The 15,061-nt window shown below is 73.8% G+C and carries 12 protein-coding genes; 7 read left to right on the plus strand and 5 right to left on the minus strand.

What is annotated here, in order from left to right; all coding sequences use genetic code 11:
- Positions 1 to 373 precede the first annotated feature (373 nt).
- Entirely contained in the window at positions 374 to 1,843 is a 1,470-nt protein-coding gene (locus E4P39_RS07795) for an HNH endonuclease signature motif containing protein (RefSeq protein WP_245159702.1), read from the plus strand.
- A gap of 352 nt (positions 1,844 to 2,195) precedes the next feature.
- Here the strand turns inward: E4P39_RS07795 and E4P39_RS07800 are convergent, their stop codons facing one another.
- Positions 2,196 to 3,086, minus strand: coding sequence for an alpha/beta hydrolase (locus tag E4P39_RS07800; protein ID WP_135135828.1), 891 nt, complete (start codon positions 3,084 to 3,086; stop codon positions 2,196 to 2,198).
- Positions 3,087 to 3,334: 248 nt separating this feature from the next.
- On the opposite strand from E4P39_RS07800, the gene E4P39_RS22260 reads away from it, so the two are divergent.
- Positions 3,335 to 4,087, plus strand: coding sequence for a DUF4333 domain-containing protein (locus E4P39_RS22260; RefSeq protein WP_167761683.1), 753 nt, complete (start codon positions 3,335 to 3,337; stop codon positions 4,085 to 4,087).
- Positions 4,088 to 4,185: 98 nt separating this feature from the next.
- Here the strand turns inward: E4P39_RS22260 and E4P39_RS07815 are convergent, their stop codons facing one another.
- Both E4P39_RS07815 and E4P39_RS07820 read right to left on the minus strand, forming a co-directional pair.
- Positions 4,186 to 5,970, minus strand: coding sequence for an MDR family MFS transporter (locus E4P39_RS07815; protein WP_135135831.1), 1,785 nt, complete (start codon positions 5,968 to 5,970; stop codon positions 4,186 to 4,188).
- Positions 5,967 to 6,482 (minus strand): MarR family transcriptional regulator, encoded by a 516-nt coding sequence (locus E4P39_RS07820; RefSeq protein ID WP_135135832.1) that lies wholly within the window; start codon positions 6,480 to 6,482, stop codon positions 5,967 to 5,969. Before E4P39_RS07820 ends, E4P39_RS07815 begins: the two co-directional genes overlap by 4 nt.
- Positions 6,483 to 6,679: 197 nt before the next feature.
- On the opposite strand from E4P39_RS07820, the gene hrpA reads away from it, so the two are divergent.
- Both hrpA and E4P39_RS07830 read left to right on the plus strand, forming a co-directional pair.
- Entirely contained in the window at positions 6,680 to 10,597 is a 3,918-nt protein-coding gene (gene hrpA / locus E4P39_RS07825; protein WP_135135833.1) for an ATP-dependent RNA helicase HrpA, read from the plus strand.
- A gap of 61 nt (positions 10,598 to 10,658) precedes the next feature.
- On the plus strand, positions 10,659 to 11,336 hold the full coding sequence (locus E4P39_RS07830) for a hypothetical protein (RefSeq protein WP_135135834.1): 678 nt from the start codon (positions 10,659 to 10,661) through the stop codon (positions 11,334 to 11,336).
- On the opposite strand, the gene E4P39_RS07835 is transcribed toward E4P39_RS07830, so the two are convergent.
- A complete protein-coding gene (locus E4P39_RS07835; protein WP_135135835.1) occupies positions 11,270 to 11,656 on the minus strand; it encodes a hypothetical protein in 387 nt (128 codons plus the stop codon). The genes E4P39_RS07830 and E4P39_RS07835 overlap by 67 nt on opposite strands.
- A 245-nt stretch (positions 11,657 to 11,901) precedes the next feature.
- On the opposite strand from E4P39_RS07835, the gene E4P39_RS07840 reads away from it, so the two are divergent.
- The 3 genes from E4P39_RS07840 (at position 11,902) to E4P39_RS07845 (ending at position 13,881) form a co-directional block, all read left to right on the plus strand.
- Positions 11,902 to 12,291, plus strand: coding sequence for an ATP-binding protein (locus tag E4P39_RS07840; RefSeq protein WP_135135836.1), 390 nt, complete (start codon positions 11,902 to 11,904; stop codon positions 12,289 to 12,291).
- A gap of 76 nt (positions 12,292 to 12,367) precedes the next feature.
- A complete protein-coding gene (locus E4P39_RS22265; protein WP_167761703.1) occupies positions 12,368 to 12,538 on the plus strand; it encodes a hypothetical protein in 171 nt (56 codons plus the stop codon).
- A 20-nt stretch (positions 12,539 to 12,558) separates the two neighbouring features.
- Positions 12,559 to 13,881, plus strand: a complete 1,323-nt coding sequence (locus E4P39_RS07845; protein WP_245159703.1) for a cytochrome P450 — start codon at positions 12,559 to 12,561, stop codon at positions 13,879 to 13,881.
- On the opposite strand, the gene E4P39_RS07850 is transcribed toward E4P39_RS07845, so the two are convergent.
- Positions 13,808 to 15,061: an MFS transporter gene (locus E4P39_RS07850; protein WP_167761684.1), complete on the minus strand. Its 1,254-nt coding sequence runs from the start codon at positions 15,059 to 15,061 to the stop codon at positions 13,808 to 13,810. The genes E4P39_RS07845 and E4P39_RS07850 overlap by 74 nt on opposite strands.

The raw sequence follows: 15,061 nt of genomic DNA on the forward strand, positions 1-15,061 counted from the left end.
GTGGCCGGCTGGTCGTCCGGTTGCTGGAGCGGATCGGCTACGGGCCGGTCTGGCGCAGTCGAGCACCAGGACCCGCTCCGGCTGGCCGCATCCATGCGCAGGCCAAGCAGGATGCGCCGGACCAGGCCGTCCAGCCGCCGCCGGACGGAGGCCGAGCGGGTCAACTCGCGTATCGGACTGCTCGACGCCTCCGCCTGGCCGGGCTGATGCTGCGCCACGGCGTCGGGTCCACGCCGCGACGACCGTCCTCCACCAGTTGGACGAGGACTCCCTCCAGTCGCTGCGACGCGGACGTTCGCGCCCGCGCCGGCCGAAAAGTGTCAGACCTCGAACGTATGTTCGCTGCATGGGTCGGATCCGGGGTCGGCAGTCGGTGGAGGGGCTGCTGCTGGACTGGTCGATCGAGGTGCCGCTGCCCGATCGCCGGTTGCCGGTCGCGCTGCTGTCCAAGGCGCAGAAGGCCGCCGAGTTGCAGCGGGTGCAGGCGCGTCGGGCGATGGACGCCGCCTACGAGGCCGAACTCGTCATGGGTCTCGCTGACGACACTCCCGACACCCTCGATCCGCCTGCCGACCACCCCGGCGCGAAGAGGGGCTCATGGGCTCCGGACACCGAGCTGCCGGGGGTGTCCGAGTTCTTCACGGCCGAACTCGCGGTGGTGCTCAACTGCGGCCGGGGCAGCGCTTCGCACCTGGCGCGGCGGGCGTGGATCTACCGGCAGAGCCTGCCGGCCACCTGGGCGGCGCTGGCTGAAGGCACATTGGACGAGCCGCGCGCGAAAGTCCTTGCCGACGTGCTCGCCCACACCGCGCCGGCGATGGCACGGGCGGTCGAGGCCCAGGTGCTGTCCGAGGCGACCGGCCTGTCGCTCGGCCGGCTGAGGGCCCGGACGTTGGAGCTGGTACTCCAGCTCGACGCCGATGCGGCCGATATGCGGCGCAAGGACGCACAGCGGCAGGCGGACGTGCGCTCCTACCCCTCACATCTGCAGGGCATGAGCACGCTGGCCGCTGATCTGCCCACCCCGGTGTCGGCCGAGTGTCTGGCCGTGGTCGACCAGTTGGCGGCGATGCTCAAGAGCGACGGTGACCCTCGACCGATCGGCGAACTGCGCGCCGCGGTGCTGGCCGATCTCATCCGCCGTCCCTGGGATACCCGCCTCCCTGCCGTCACCGCCCGACTCAGCATCACCGTGCCGCTGCCCTCACTCACCGGGCAGTCGGCCCAGTCGGGAGCGGTGAACGGGCAGCCGATCACCGCCGGCCACCTGCGCGAACTGATTGCCCAGCTCGGCTTCCTAGGGCTGCAGGCCCCCGACTGCAGCTCGCTGACCTTCGCGATCACCGACCCCCAGGGGCGCCTGCTGACCACCGCGTCGCACTCGAAGCTGGCGCGCCTGGCCCGCGCAGGGTGCCGAGAGCACCCGGACAGCGACTGCGGCTGCCCCGTGCTCGGCCGTCCGGCTGCGACCACCGCCTACTGGCCCACCGACGCTCAGGACGCGTTTGTCCGCACCCGTGACCGGGCCTGCCGTTTCCCCAACTGCGGGCAGCGAGCGGGCTCGGCCGATCTCGACCACGTCGTCCCGCACGGGTGCGGCGGGCAGACCGACTGTTCCAACCTCTGCTGCCTGTGCCGCAGCCACCACCGACTCAAGACGTTCGCGCCGGGCTGGCGCTTCGTGATGGATCGCGACGGCGTCCTGCACGTCACCACCCCATCTGGGGTGACCCGCACTACTCGACCTCCCGGCCGTGAATCACCCGACCAACGCGGGCCGACGGCGCAGGTGGCTGCCCCGCCGACAGCGGCGGTGCCGGACGACGATCCACCACCCTTCTGAGCCGGACGGTGTCGCCTCCCGACGCGCCCGCCTGTCGCCTCGCCGAGACGGGCCGCGCCCGGACGGGCCGCGCTGTGGCCGGACCAGAGACAAGGCCCGAGCCGGCAAAACTCCACGTCAGAGGTGGACGAGTCACCTTGCGCTGCTCGCCGAGGGCAGAGGAGGGGCGCCGACGCCTCGGGAAGGGTCGGTCCGCTCGGGACAAAGTCCGCGGGCTCGCTTCGGCAGGCTGGCGCGGATCCTGGTCGCCGCAAACGGATCGCGCCTCAGTACCTGTGCCAGGCGGCCGAGGTTGCGGGGACCAGGACTGCGCGTTCGCGGGCGGCCACAGCCGGCCAACTGGTGTGACGCCTCAGTCGAGGAACTCCTCCAGAGCGGCCGCCGTCTCGGCCGGCCGCTCCTCGGCGAGGAAGTGCCCGGCGTCGACGGCGTGGCCGGAGACCTCGCCGGCCCGGGTCCGCCAGACCGTCAGCGGGTCGTCCGGCCCCCTGCCGACGACGCTCCGCGATCCCCAGAGCACCAGGAGGGGAGCTGCCACCCGGCGTCCGGCCGCGGCGTCGGCGGTGTCCAGGTCGTAGTCGACCGATGCGCCGGCGCGATAGTCCTCGAGCATCGCGGAGCGGGCGTCGGCGTCGAGGAAGCAGCGCTCGTACTCCTTCAGCGCGCCCGGGTCCTGCGCGTCCAGCCTGCTGCCCCATCCGCCCAGCAGGCTGTGCAGGTAACCGATCGGGTCGCCGGCGATCAGCCGCTCGGGCACCGGGGCCGGCTGGATGAAGAAGAACCAGTGGTAGTAGGCGGTGGCCAGCCGCCGGTCGACGGAGTCGTAGACGTGCGCCGTCGGCAGGATGTCGAGGAGGGCGACATGGGTGACGGCGTCCGGCTCGTCGAGGGCCAGCCGGTGTGCCACCCGGGCGCCCCGGTCGTGCCCGACCACGGCGTAGCGCTCATGGCCGAGTGCTGTCATCAGCGCGTGCTGGTCGGCGGCCATGGCGCGGAAGGAGTAGCCGGCGTGGTCGGCCCCCGCCGGGGGACGTGACGAGTCGCCGTAGCCGCGGAGGTCCGCGGCTACGACGGTGTGGGACCGGGCCAGCGCGGGAGCGACGCGGTGCCACATGACGTGCGTCTGCGGGAACCCGTGCAGCAGGAGCACCGGAGGTCCATCGCCGCCGACCGCCGCGTGGACCGTGACGTCCCCGTGCGCCGATCGCACCGCGACGTCGAGGGTGCGGAAGTCGTCGAGCACGGGACGACGGTGGCAGTCCGGCGTCCGCACCGCCAGCCCGACGTTGCGCGAATGCCGTCAATTGAGCACGGGGTCCGCCGTCGTTCGGCGGCCCGACGGCCGATGGCGAACCTACCGCCCGACGGCACCGAGATCGAGATCCGTCCGCCCCTGCGGGCCGATTCAAGTGGGCCGCTAGTGCGTGGCAAGTCGGCCCCAAGCGGTGCCCGTCATGGTCTCCCCGGCCCCACTCGACGAGGAGAACCACGATGGCACAGCAGACCTACCCCAGCCCGTCCTCCGGCCCGGCCGCGCCGCAGTACGGCCCGCCGGCCCACGCCTACGGCCCGCCGGCCCCCGCCTACGGCCCGCCGGCCCCCGCCTACGGCCCGCCGGCCCCCGCCTACGGCTCCCCGCCTTCCGGCTTCGGGCAGCCGCCTGTCGGCCCCGGCCTGCCGCCCGCCGGCTTCGGGCAGCCGCCGGCACCGCGCAGGCGCACCGGCGCCGTCATCGGCGCGATCGTCGCCGCCGTCTTCCTGCTCGGCGGGCTCGCCGTCGGTGCGGTGATGCTGTTCGGCACCAAGATCTTGGACTCGACGGAGGCCGAGCAGCTGATCTCGCAGGCGACCGAGGACCAGGCCGGCGTCGCGCCGACCGACGTCTCCTGCCCGTCGGACATCGAGGCGGAGGCGGGGGCGACCTTCTCCTGCACGGCGTCGCTGGAGGGCCAGCCGATCACCTTCACGGTCACCCAGACCGACGACGACGGCAACGTCGAGGTCGCCAGCGTGAACAGCTTCGTCGACGTCGCGACCGTCGAGGCGTCGCTGACCGAGCAGCTGGGCGAGGTGGCCGGCGTGGAGGTCGTCAGCACGTGTCACGTCAACGGCCACTCCGTCCTCGTGGACGGCGTCGGGACGCCGATCCCGTGCACCGTGAGCAACGCCGAGGACGCCTCGGACAGCGTCGAGGTCGCCGCGACCGTGGACGAGGACGGCACGGTCTCCTACGAGGTGGAGTGAGCGACGGCCCGGGCGCCGAGCCCGGGCCCTGACCGACCAGCGGCGGTGGCACCGGACATCCCGGTGCCGCCGCCGCCGCACGTCGGTACTCCTCGGCGTCAGGCCTCCCGGCGGTGTCCCTGCTCGGCCGCGGGTCCTCCCGGGCTCCCGACCGGCGGGGCGGTCGAGGTCGGGGCGGCGGCACCGACCGCCTGGACGGCCTCGTCGGGCGCGGCCGCGGGCCCGCCCGCGCCGTCCTCGGCGTCCTGTCGCGCCTGGATGCCCGACTTGTTGCTCAGTGCGACCTGCGGCAGGAAGAGGAGGACGAAGAAGCCGAGCGCGACGACCGCCGCGGCGACCAGGAAGACCAGGTCGATCGTGTTCGAGAAGCCCTGCTTGAACGGCTGCGCGAGGAACGCCGGCAGCTCCTGGATGAACGACGTGTCGGACAGGTCCGCGCCGCCCTGGAGCTGGCCGCTCTGCAGCGCGGCACCGATCCGCGGGTCCGTGGCTGCCGCGGACGTCACGGCGTCCTCGATGTCGGTGGGCAGCCGGGTGAACATGATCGACAGGAAGGCCGCGACCCCGATCGTGCCGCCCATCTGGCGGAAGAAGGTCACCGACGACGTCGCGACGCCCATCTCGTGCGGGCGGACGGCGTTCTGCACGGCCAGGATCACCGGCTGGAAGTTGAAGCCGAGCCCGAGGCCCAGCAGCACCATGAAGGGCACCAGCGCCCACACGGAGATGTCGGGGCCGACGATGAACGACATCGCGACGAGCGCCGCGACGATGAGCAGCGTCCCGACGAGCGGGAAGACCTTGTACTTGCCCGTCTTGCTGATCGTGATGCCCGAGCTCATCGCGCCGGTCATGATGCCGGCGACCAGCGGGATCATCTGCAGGCCCGCGACGGTCGGGCTGGAGCCCTGGACGATCTGCAGGTACAGCGGCAGCAGCAGGATCCCGCCGAACATCCCGGCGCCGAGGACGACGCTGCTCGCGCTGCCGATCGCGAAGCTGCTGTTCCGGAAGAGCCGGAGCGGCAGCAGGGCGTCGTCCCCGTAGGCGCGCTCGGCGAGGACGAAGACGGCCAGGCCGACGGCGCCGATCGCGTAGCAGAGCAGCGCCCGCCCGGAGTCCCAGCCCCAGATGCGGCCCTGCTCGGCGACGATCAGCAGCGGCACCAGGCAGGTGACGAGCGCGAGCGCGCCGGGCCAGTCGATCCGGTGGTCGCGGCGCGTGTGGGGCAGGTGCAGCACCCGCATGACCACGACGAAGGCGAGCAGGCCCAGCGGCACGTTGACGTAGAAGATCCAGCGCCAGCCGGTGATCCCCAGCAGCGAGTCCTGCCCGGCGAGGAACCCGCCGATGACCGGGCCCAGGACGCTCGAGGTGCCGAACACGGCCATGAAGAAACCCTGGTACCGGGAGCGCTCCCGCGGCGGCACGATGTCGCCGATGATCGCCAGGGCCAGGGACATGAGGCCGCCGGCGCCGATCCCCTGGATCGCCCGGAACGCCGCGAGCTGGTACATCGAGTCGGCGAGCCCGCAGAGCGCGGAGCCGACGACGAAGACGCCGATGGCGAAGAGGTAGAACGGCCGCCGTCCGTAGAGGTCGGAGAGCTTGCCGTAGAGCGGCGTGGTGATCGTCGAGGTGATCAGGAACGCCGTCGTCGCCCAGGCCTGCAGATCGAAGCCCTGCAGGTCGTCGGCGATGACCCGGATCGCGGTCGACACGACGGTCTGGTCGAGCGCCGCCAGGAACATGCCGAGCATGAGGCCGGCGAGGATCGTGACGATCTGGCGGTGCGTGAAGGCCCCGCTGGCGTCCGGCGCGGCGGCCGCCGCTCGGGCGTCCCGCCGTTCGGTCGAGCTCGTGCGGGCGGTGCTCTGGCTCATCGGTTCTCTCTCGGAAGGTCGAAGGGGGCGGTCTCGCCGCCGGGCAGCGTGGCGGTGATGTCGTCGAGGAGGCGGCCGAACAGGGCGGTGAACGTGGCCAGGTCGTCGGCGCTCCAGCCGGCGGTGACCCGGTCCAGATGGGCCTCGCGCTCGGCGCGCAGGGCGTCGAGGGCGGTGTGGCCGGCATCGGTGACCACCAGCCGGGTGGCGCGGCCGTCCGCCTCGTCGGCCACCCGCCGGACGAGTCCCTGCTCGACCAGGACGGCGACGTGCCTGCTCACCGTGGACGGGTCGGCGTGCACCACGTCGGCGAGGGCGCCCTGCCGCAGCGGGCCGAGGCGGGCCAGCGGGAAGAGCAGGACGAGGGCCGCCCGGTCGCGGTTGTCCGTCGTGGCCATCTGCGTCTTGACCGCGTGCACCAGCCGCATGAACCGGGGGAGCTGCTCGGAGAGGGTGTGCACCTGCTCGAGCCGGGCGGCGGTGCCGCTCCGCTCCAGGGCCGCCGAGGGCATGGGGATCTCCGATGGTCCGAGAATGATGTGCACGCTGCAACTCGTTGCGCGCTGCAAACAACTACGTGCACCGTACACCGATCGGCAGCCGCCGATGGTGGACATCCCGGGGTGATCCCCGCCGCAGTGGGATCCTGGGAAAGCCGGCCACCCGTCCCGGTCACCCCCCGTCACCCGAGAGGAACGCGAGTCCGCCCGTGAGCGCCCCGCAGGACGATCTCCGGGCACGGCTCCCGGCGCTCACCCTCGTGGACGAGCACCGGCTCGGCCGTCGTCTCGACGGACTCCGTCGCACCCGGGATCCCCAGGCCCGGGAACGGCAGCGCGAGCGCATCGCCGCGGACGTCGCCGCCGCCGAGGAGCGCATCGCGCGCCGCCGGGCCGCCCTCCCGGAGATCAGCTATCCCGACGAGCTGCCGGTCAGCCGGCGGCGCGACGACATCGCCGCCGCGCTGCGCGACTCCCAGGTGGTGATCGTCGCCGGCGAGACCGGCTCCGGGAAGACCACCCAGCTGCCCAAGATCGCCCTCGAGCTGGGCCGCGGCATCCGCGGCCGGATCGGGCACACCCAGCCGCGCCGGATCGCCGCCCGCAGCGTGGCCGAGCGGATCGCGGAGGAGCTGGACAGCCCGCTGGGCGAGGTCGTGGGCTGGAAGGTGCGCTTCACCGACCAGGTCGGCGATCGCACGCTGGTCAAGCTGATGACCGACGGCGTCCTGCTGGCCGAGATCGCGCACGACCGGATGCTGCGTCAGTACGACACGATCATCCTCGACGAGGCGCACGAGCGGAGCCTCAACATCGACTTCCTGCTGGGCTACCTCGCCCAGCTGCTGCCCAGGCGCCCGGACCTCAAGCTCGTCATCACCTCGGCGACCATCGACGTCGAGCGGGTGGCCGCGCACTTCGCGGGTGCGCCGATCGTCGAGGTCAGCGGCCGGGCGTATCCCGTCGAGATCCGCTACCGCCCGGTGGTCGATCCCGACCAGCCGGACGCCGATCCCGACCGGGACCAGGTCACCGCGATCGTCGACGCCGTCGACGAGCTGGTGGCCGAGGGGCCGGGCGACGTCCTGGTGTTCCTGGCGGGCGAGCGGGAGATCCGCGACACCGCCGACGCGCTGGCCGAGCGGGCGCTCCCGAACACGGAGATCCTGCAGCTCTACTCACGGCTGTCGGCCGCCGACCAGCACAAGGTCTTCGCCCCCCACGGCGGGCGCCGGGTCGTCCTGGCCACGAACGTCGCCGAGACGTCGCTCACCGTGCCCGGCATCAAGTACGTCGTCGACCCGGGGACGGCGCGGATCTCCCGGTACAGCCATCGCACGAAGGTGCAGCGGCTGCCCATCGAGCCGGTCAGCCAGGCCTCGGCGCGGCAGCGGTCCGGGCGGTGCGGCCGCACGTCCGACGGCATCGCGATCCGGCTCTACACCGAGGCCGACTTCGAGAGCCGGCCCGAGTTCACCGACCCCGAGATCCTGCGCACCAACCTCGCCTCGGTCCTGCTGCAGATGGCCGCGCTCGACCTGGGGGCGGTCGAGGACTTCCCGTTCGTCGACCCGCCGGACCGCCGCGCCGTGGCCGACGGGGTCGCGCTGCTGGAGGAGCTGCACGCCCTCGACGAGCACGGGAAGCTCACCGCGACCGGCCGTGCCCTGGCCGCCCTCCCGCTGGACCCGCGGATGGCGCGGATGGTCGTCGAGGCCGACGAGCGGGGCGTGCTGGACGAGGTGCTGGTCATCGCCGCGGGCCTGACCATCCAGGACCCGCGCGAGCGCCCGACCGACCACCAGCAGGCGGCCGACCAGTTCCACGCCCGGTTCGCGCACGAGCACTCCGACTTCCTCGCCCTGCTCAACCTGTGGCGGTACCTCGGCGAGCAGCAGGACGCCCTGTCCGGCAACCAGTTCCGGCGCACGGTCAAGCGCGAGTTCCTCCACTACCTGCGCATCCGGGAGTGGCAGGACCTGCACGGCCAGCTGCGCGGTACCGCGCGCCGGCTCGGCATGACGGTCGGCGAGCCGGCGGCCGAACCTGACGAGCGCGGCATCCACGCCGCCCTCCTCGCCGGCCTGCTGTCCCACGTCGGCGTCCAGGCCGAGCAGGCCAAGGGTGACAAGCGGCCGAGCCGCGAGTACCTGGGCACCCGCAACACCCGCTTCGTGATCGCGCCGGGCACGCCGCTGGCGAAGAAGCCGCCGCGCTGGGTGGTCGCCGCCGACCTGGTCGAGACCAGCCGGCTGTTCGCCCGCACCGTGGCGCGCATCGACCCCGAGGAGGTCGAGAAGCTCGCGGCGCACCTGGTGAAGCGGCAGTACTCCGAGCCGCGGTGGGACGCGAAGCGGGGCTCCGTCGTCGCCACCGAGCGGGTCACCCTGTACGGGCTGCCGCTCGTCGTCGGCCGGCGCGTGCAGTACGGCTCGATCGATCCGGTCGTCTCCCGCGAGTTGTTCATCCGGCACGCGCTCGTCGAGGGGGAGTGGACGACGCACCACGCCTTCTGGACGGCGAACCAGCGCGCGATCGAGCAGGTCGCAGAGTTGGAGGAGCGGGCGCGGCGGCGCGACATCCGCGTCGACGAGGAGACCCTGTTCGAGCTCTACGACGCCCGGATCCCGGCCGACGTCGTCTCCACCCGGCACTTCGACCGCTGGTGGAAGTCCGCCCGCCGGCAGCAGCCGGACCTGCTCACGTTCACGCCCGCGATGCTCACCAACGCAGCGGCCGCCGGGCAGGTGCGCGTCGAGGACTATCCCGACGAGGTGCGGCTGACGCAGGGCCTGACCCTGCCGCTCTCCTACGCCTTCGCGCCCGGCACGGCCGAGGACGGCGTGACCGTCGACGTCCCGCTCGCGATGCTGGACGGCGTCGTGTCGGCGGAGTCGCTGGCCTTCACGGTCCCGGGGCTGCGGGAGGAGCTGGTGACCGCCCTGCTGCGCACCCTGCCCAAGCAGCTGCGCCGGGGGCTGGTGCCGATCCCCGACCGGGTGCGCGAGGTGCTGCCGCACATCGACCCCGGTGAGCCGCTGCTGCCCGCGCTCGAGCGCGAGCTGCGCCGGGCGACCGCGGTCACGATCCCGCCCGACGCCTGGGCCCCCGAGCAGGTTCCCGACCACCTCCGGGCGACCTACCGGGTCCTCGACGACCACCACCGCCCGCTGGCCACCGGCAAGGACCTCGACGCGTTGCGGGAGCAGGTCGCCCCGAAGGCGCGGGCGAGCCTGGCCCGGGCCGCAGCGGACGTCGAGCGGACCGGGCTGACCTCCTGGGACTTCGGGGACCTGCCGCGCACCGTCGAGGTGCGGCGGGGCGGGCATCTGGTCACCGCCTACCCGGCCCTGGTGGACGAGGGACCGACGGTCGGCGTGCGCGTCGTCCCGACCGGGACCGAGGCCGGCCGGCTGACCTGGGCCGGTGCCCGGCGGCTGCTCGTGCTGGTGGCGGGCTCGCCGGCGAAGCAGGTGGTCAAGTCGCTCGGCCCGCGCTCCCGGCTCGCCCTGCAGTTCAACCCCGACGGCGAGATCCCCGACCTGGTCGCCGACTGCGTGGACGCCGCCGCCGACGAGCTGATCGCCGCGGCCGGTGGCCCTCCGCGCGACCGGGCCGCGTTCGACGCGCTCGTGGCGACGGCGAAGACGCAGCTCCTGCCCCTGACCGTCGACACGGTGCGCAAGGTCGAGGACGTGCTGACCCAGGCCCGCGAGGTCGCCGTGGCGATCGGGGCCGCGCCGGGGCGGCGGGTGCCCGAGGCGGCGATCGCCGACCTGCGCCGCCAGATGGGCGGGCTGCTGCACCGCGGATTCGTCGCCGCCACCGGCCGGCGGCGGCTGACCGACGTCGTCCGCTACCTGCGTGGGATGGCGCACCGGCTGGAGAAGCTGCCGGCCAACGCGGTACGGGACGAGCTCTGGACGGCGCAGGTCGCGGCGGTGACCGCGGAGTACGACCAGCTCCGCGCGCGGGTCCCGGCCACGGGTGCGCCCGACGATCCGGTCACCCGGGTGCGCTGGATGATCGAGGAGCTGCGCGTCGGACTCTTCGCCCAGGTCGTCGGCACTCCGCGGCCGGTCTCCGAGCAGCGCGTCTACAAGCTGATCGACTCACTCATCGCCTGAGCCCTGTGCCCCCCGGCCGAACGGCGCGACCATGGGTCCACCCCGCGTCGAGGGAGGAGCCGTGCGGAGCTACGTCCGGTGGTCCGGCGCCGGCCTGGTCCTGGCCGGTCTGCTGATCCTGCCGGTGGTCGGGCACCCGGACATCTTCGAGACCGGGTTCGTGGCAGCGTCCAGGAGCGCGTTCTGGATGCCCGGCCATGCGGCCGGGCTGCTGGTCGCCGTCCTCTCCCTCCTGGGACTGGCGGGCCTGGCCGCCCGCCACGGGACGCGCCTGGGCCGTCTCGGCGCCGGCGGCCTGATCCTGACCGTCGTGGGACTGGTCGTGACCGCGTCCCTCGCCGCGCTGGAGGCGTTCGCCTTCCCCGTGCTGGCCCGGGAGGCCCCCGCCCTGCTGGACATCGACGGCCCGCTCCTCGGCTCGGCCACGGTCCGGGCGGTGGGCGGGCTCGCGCTGCTGTGGTTCGTCGGCCTCGCGCTCGTGGGCGTGGCGGTGGAGCGGGCCGGTGTGCTGCCGCGTGGAGCCGGGGCGCTCCTCGCCGGCGCGGCGGTCGCGTTCGCCGCCTTCGAGGGGCCGTTCGTGCCCGTCCTCGGCCCGCTGTCGGTGCTGCTCTTCGCCGCGGCCCACGCCTGGGTGGGCTGGGCGCTGTTCACCGCCCGGTCACCGGGCGAGGGTCAGGCGGGCGGAGCGCCGGGGGACCGCCCGGCGTCCCGTTCCCGGAGCAGGGCCGAGATCCGCTGACGGGTGACGCCGAACAACGCGGCGATCCGGTTGATGCTCACGTCCTCGCCCTGCAGGGCGGAGGCCTGCTCGAGCCGCCACGCGTGCCCGGCCGTCGCCAGCGAGCCCAGCACGGTGGAGATGCTCTCCACGACCAGCGGACGCGCCTCGCCGGTCACGATCTCCAGCCACGGTCGCCCCGCCCGCCGCTTCTCGAGCAGGTTCTCCGAGCGGGCACGCGCACGCTGGAGCTCGGCGATGCAGGCGTCCAGTTCCGTGACGAGCCTCTCGAGGGCCCGGGTCGCGGAGTCGGCAGCGGCGTCCTGCGGCGAACCGGCCACGTGTGGATCCCGTCGTCCTCGGCGGACGGCACGGCGCCGTCAGTTGCGACGGTACCGCAGGAAACGGGTGTTGCGTGCAATGGCCATGACGCGCAACGCCGGTGACACGCAACGGGGGTTGCCAAACGAGTGCACCCCGTGATTCATTGTGCACAACGGAACGGCGTCCCACGCGCCGGCCCCTGGTCGCGTCACGAAGGCGTGGACGGCCGCTGCCCATGCATCCCGGAGAACGGAAGCGCCGCATGTCCAGCCTCACCGCCAGCATCGACCTGCCCCCGACCCGGAGCAGCGTTCCCGCCGCGCGGCACCTCCTGCTCGAGATCCTCCGGGCCTGGGACGTGCCGCAGGACCTCGACGACGCGGCCCTGCTGGTGACCGAACTGGTCGCGAACGTCATCGACCACGTACGGGGGGAGGCGAGCCTGAGCCTGGAGCTGGCGGTGTCCGACGGCTGGCTCCGGATCTCCGTCGCCGACGGGTCCTCGATCCGTCCCGTGGTGCGCGAGCTGGAGCACGAGCAGCCCCGGGGGCGCGGGCTCCTGCTCGTGAAGGCGATCGCCGACCGCTGGGGCAGCGAGGACCACCGCGGCGGCAAGCGGGTCTGGTTCGAGCTCCGCCCGACGGCCGGGTGACCGATCGGCGGGTTTGCCGTCGCCGGGATGCGGGGACGGGCGCAGGTGACGACGTCCCGACGAAGGAGTCAGCGCGATGAGCGAGCCGAACAGCACGACCGAACCCGCGGGTGCGGGGCTCTCCGACGAGGAGATGGTCGAGACCGTCGCGGGTCAGACCGACAGCGCATCGGAGAACGCCGACGTGGCGGGCAAGGACTGGGACGGCGACCCGGGCTCGGCCCCGGCACCGACGGACCAGGGCTGACGACGACGGCGGCGGCTGCGGTGCGGACGGCCCTCGTTCCCACCGCCGCTCTGCGCCCGGCCCGCACCGTCGCGCGCTGGGCCGTCCGGCACGGCCTGCCCGCCGTCTACCTCGCGCGGGGCGCCCGCCGCGGTGATCCGCTCGGCCGGCTGCTGCGCGACCGCGCGGTCCGCGACGAGCCGCACGCCCTCTACGAGCAGCTGCGCTCCCGCGGGCCGCTGACGGTGAGCAGCCTCGGGCTGGTGACCACCTCGCACGCCGTCGCGTCGGAGGTCCTGCGCTCGGAGCACTTCGGTGTGGGCTGGGACCGGTCGGCGGCCCCGGGCCTGATCCGCTGGGCCCTGCGGTTCGGCGACGAACTGGACGCCATGGGCGTCGCCGAACCGCCCTCCATGCTGGCCGTGGACCCACCCGACCACACCCGGTTCCGCCGCCTGGTGAGCAGGTCGTTCACCCCGCGGGCGACGGCGGACCTCGAGCCGGCCGTGCAGCGGAACGCCGATGGGCTGCTCGACGCGCTCGAGCGGACCAGGGGGCCGGTCGACCTCGTCGAGACCTATGCCGCGCAGCTGCCCGTCCTGGTCATCGCGGACCTGCTCGGGGTGCCCGTCGAGCGCCGAGCGGAGTTCCTCCGGTGGGGCGCGGCCGCGGCCGCCACGCTCGATCCCGGACTCCCGTTCCGGCGGTACGCGGGCGCCGAGCGCTCGCTGCGGGCCATGCACGTCTTCCTGCGGGAGCACTTCGCGCGGCTGCGGAGGGAGCCCGGGGACGACCTGGTCAGCCGGCTGGTGGTCCTGCCGGAGGAGGAGGCCCTGACCGAGCGGGAGCTGCACGCCATGGTGATGCTGCTCCTCGGGGCCGGGTTCGAGACGACGATGAACCTGCTCGGCAACGCCGTCGTGCTGCTGGACGCCCACCCCGGTCAGCGGGCCGCACTGAGCGCCGACCCCTCGGGCTGGGCCGGGGCGGTCGAGGAGGTCCTGCGCCACGACAGCCCGGTCCAGATCACCGGGCGCACCCCGAGGACCGACGTCGACATCGGCGGCCGGAGGGTGCCGGCCGGGACCCACGTGACCGTCCTGCTGGGTGCGGCGAACCGCGATCCGGAGGTCTTCCCCGAGCCGGCCCGGTTCGACATCCGGCGCGCCAACGCCCGCGACCACCTCGCCTTCTCCGGCGGCATCCACTACTGCCTGGGTGCGGGCCTGGCCCGGCTGGAGGGGGTCGTCGGGCTGCGCGCGCTGAACGAGCGGTTCCCGGCGCTCCGGGTCAGCGGCCGGCCGGTCCGGCGGGACCTGACGACCCTGCGGGGGTTCGCGCACCTGCCGGTGACCCTTCGCTGACGACGTCCAGGACGACGTCGCGCGCCGCGCCCCAGCCGGCCCACGTCATCGGCGCCACCGCGGCCAGCAGCACGAGCAACGGCCACGTCCACCCGCGGGTCCCGTCGTACAGCGCACCGAGGACCAGCGGGCCGACCGCCGCCACCAGGTAGCCCAGGCACTGGGCGACACCCCCGAGCCGGGCGGCCACCAGCGGGGTGGGGCTGCGCAGCACGATGAGCGTCAGGGCGAGGGCGAATCCGCCGCCCTGGGCCAGCCCGAAGGCCGCGACCCAGACGAGGGTGCCGTCGGTCGGCGACACCAGCAGCCCGCCGAGCCCGAGCACGTAGGCCAGCCCGACGAGAACGATCAGCGGACGCTGGGTGCGCATCCGGCCGGCCTGGGCCGGGATGAGCAGTGCGCCGGCGGCCCCCACGATGTTGGCCAGCCCGAGGAAGAGTCCGCCCTGGCTGACCGGCACGCCCGCGTCGGCGAGCAGCGTGGGCAGCCAGGCGGCGAGCGAGTAGAACTGCACGCTCTGCAGCCCCAGGTAGGCCGTGACCTGCCGGGCCAGCGGCTGGCGGAGCAGCGACCAGGAGCCCGCTCCCTCGGGGAGCGGTTCGCTCGTTCGGTGCGCATGGCCGGTGCCCGCGACCGGCAGCCAGAGGGCCAGCGCGGCGAGGGCTAGCACGAGCCACGACCCCAGCGCCCACCGCCAGTCCACCCCCAGGGCTGCGGCCACCGGGATGGTGAGGGCGGCGCCGGCCGCCGCGCCGACGTTCAACGCGGCCGAGTACAGGCCCATCACCGCCCCCGGGCGGCGGAACTCCCGCTTCACGTAGGCCGGGAGCAGCACGTTCGCCAGCGCGATCGCGGCACCGGCGAGGAGGCTGCCCGCGAACAGCAGGGCGACGGGCGGGAGCAGTCGCAGCGCGATGCCCGCGGCCAGCAGCAGCAGGGAGAGCGCGACCGCGGTCTCGAGGCCGATCCGCCGCGCCAGTCGCGGTGCGATCGGGGCGAACGCGCCGAAGCAGAGCACGGGCAGGGTGGTGAGCAGGCCGCCCATCGCGGAGGACAGCCCCGTGTCGGCGCGCAGGTCCCCGAGCACCGGGGCCACGGCCACCACCGCCGGGCGCTGGTTCAGGGCGACGGCGACGATCGCCGCGACCAGCAGGAGGACCGAGATGCGGCTGCGCGGCAC

Source organism: Blastococcus sp. CT_GayMR19 (assembly GCF_004570385.1).
In the GTDB taxonomy this organism is placed as follows: domain Bacteria; phylum Actinomycetota; class Actinomycetes; order Mycobacteriales; family Geodermatophilaceae; genus Blastococcus_B.

Bases quoted from the DNA above. Each gene is read 5' to 3' on its own strand.
- E4P39_RS22260 (WP_167761683.1), top strand. From the start codon at position 3,335: ATGGCACAGCAGACCTACCCCAGCCCGTCCTCCGGCCCGGCCGCGCCG.
- E4P39_RS07815 (WP_135135831.1), bottom strand. From the start codon at position 5,970: ATGAGCCAGAGCACCGCCCGCACGAGCTCGACCGAACGGCGGGACGCC.
- E4P39_RS07820 (WP_135135832.1), bottom strand. From the start codon at position 6,482: ATGCCCTCGGCGGCCCTGGAGCGGAGCGGCACCGCCGCCCGGCTCGAG.
- E4P39_RS07840 (WP_135135836.1), top strand. From the start codon at position 11,902: ATGTCCAGCCTCACCGCCAGCATCGACCTGCCCCCGACCCGGAGCAGC.
- E4P39_RS22265 (WP_167761703.1), top strand. From the start codon at position 12,368: ATGAGCGAGCCGAACAGCACGACCGAACCCGCGGGTGCGGGGCTCTCC.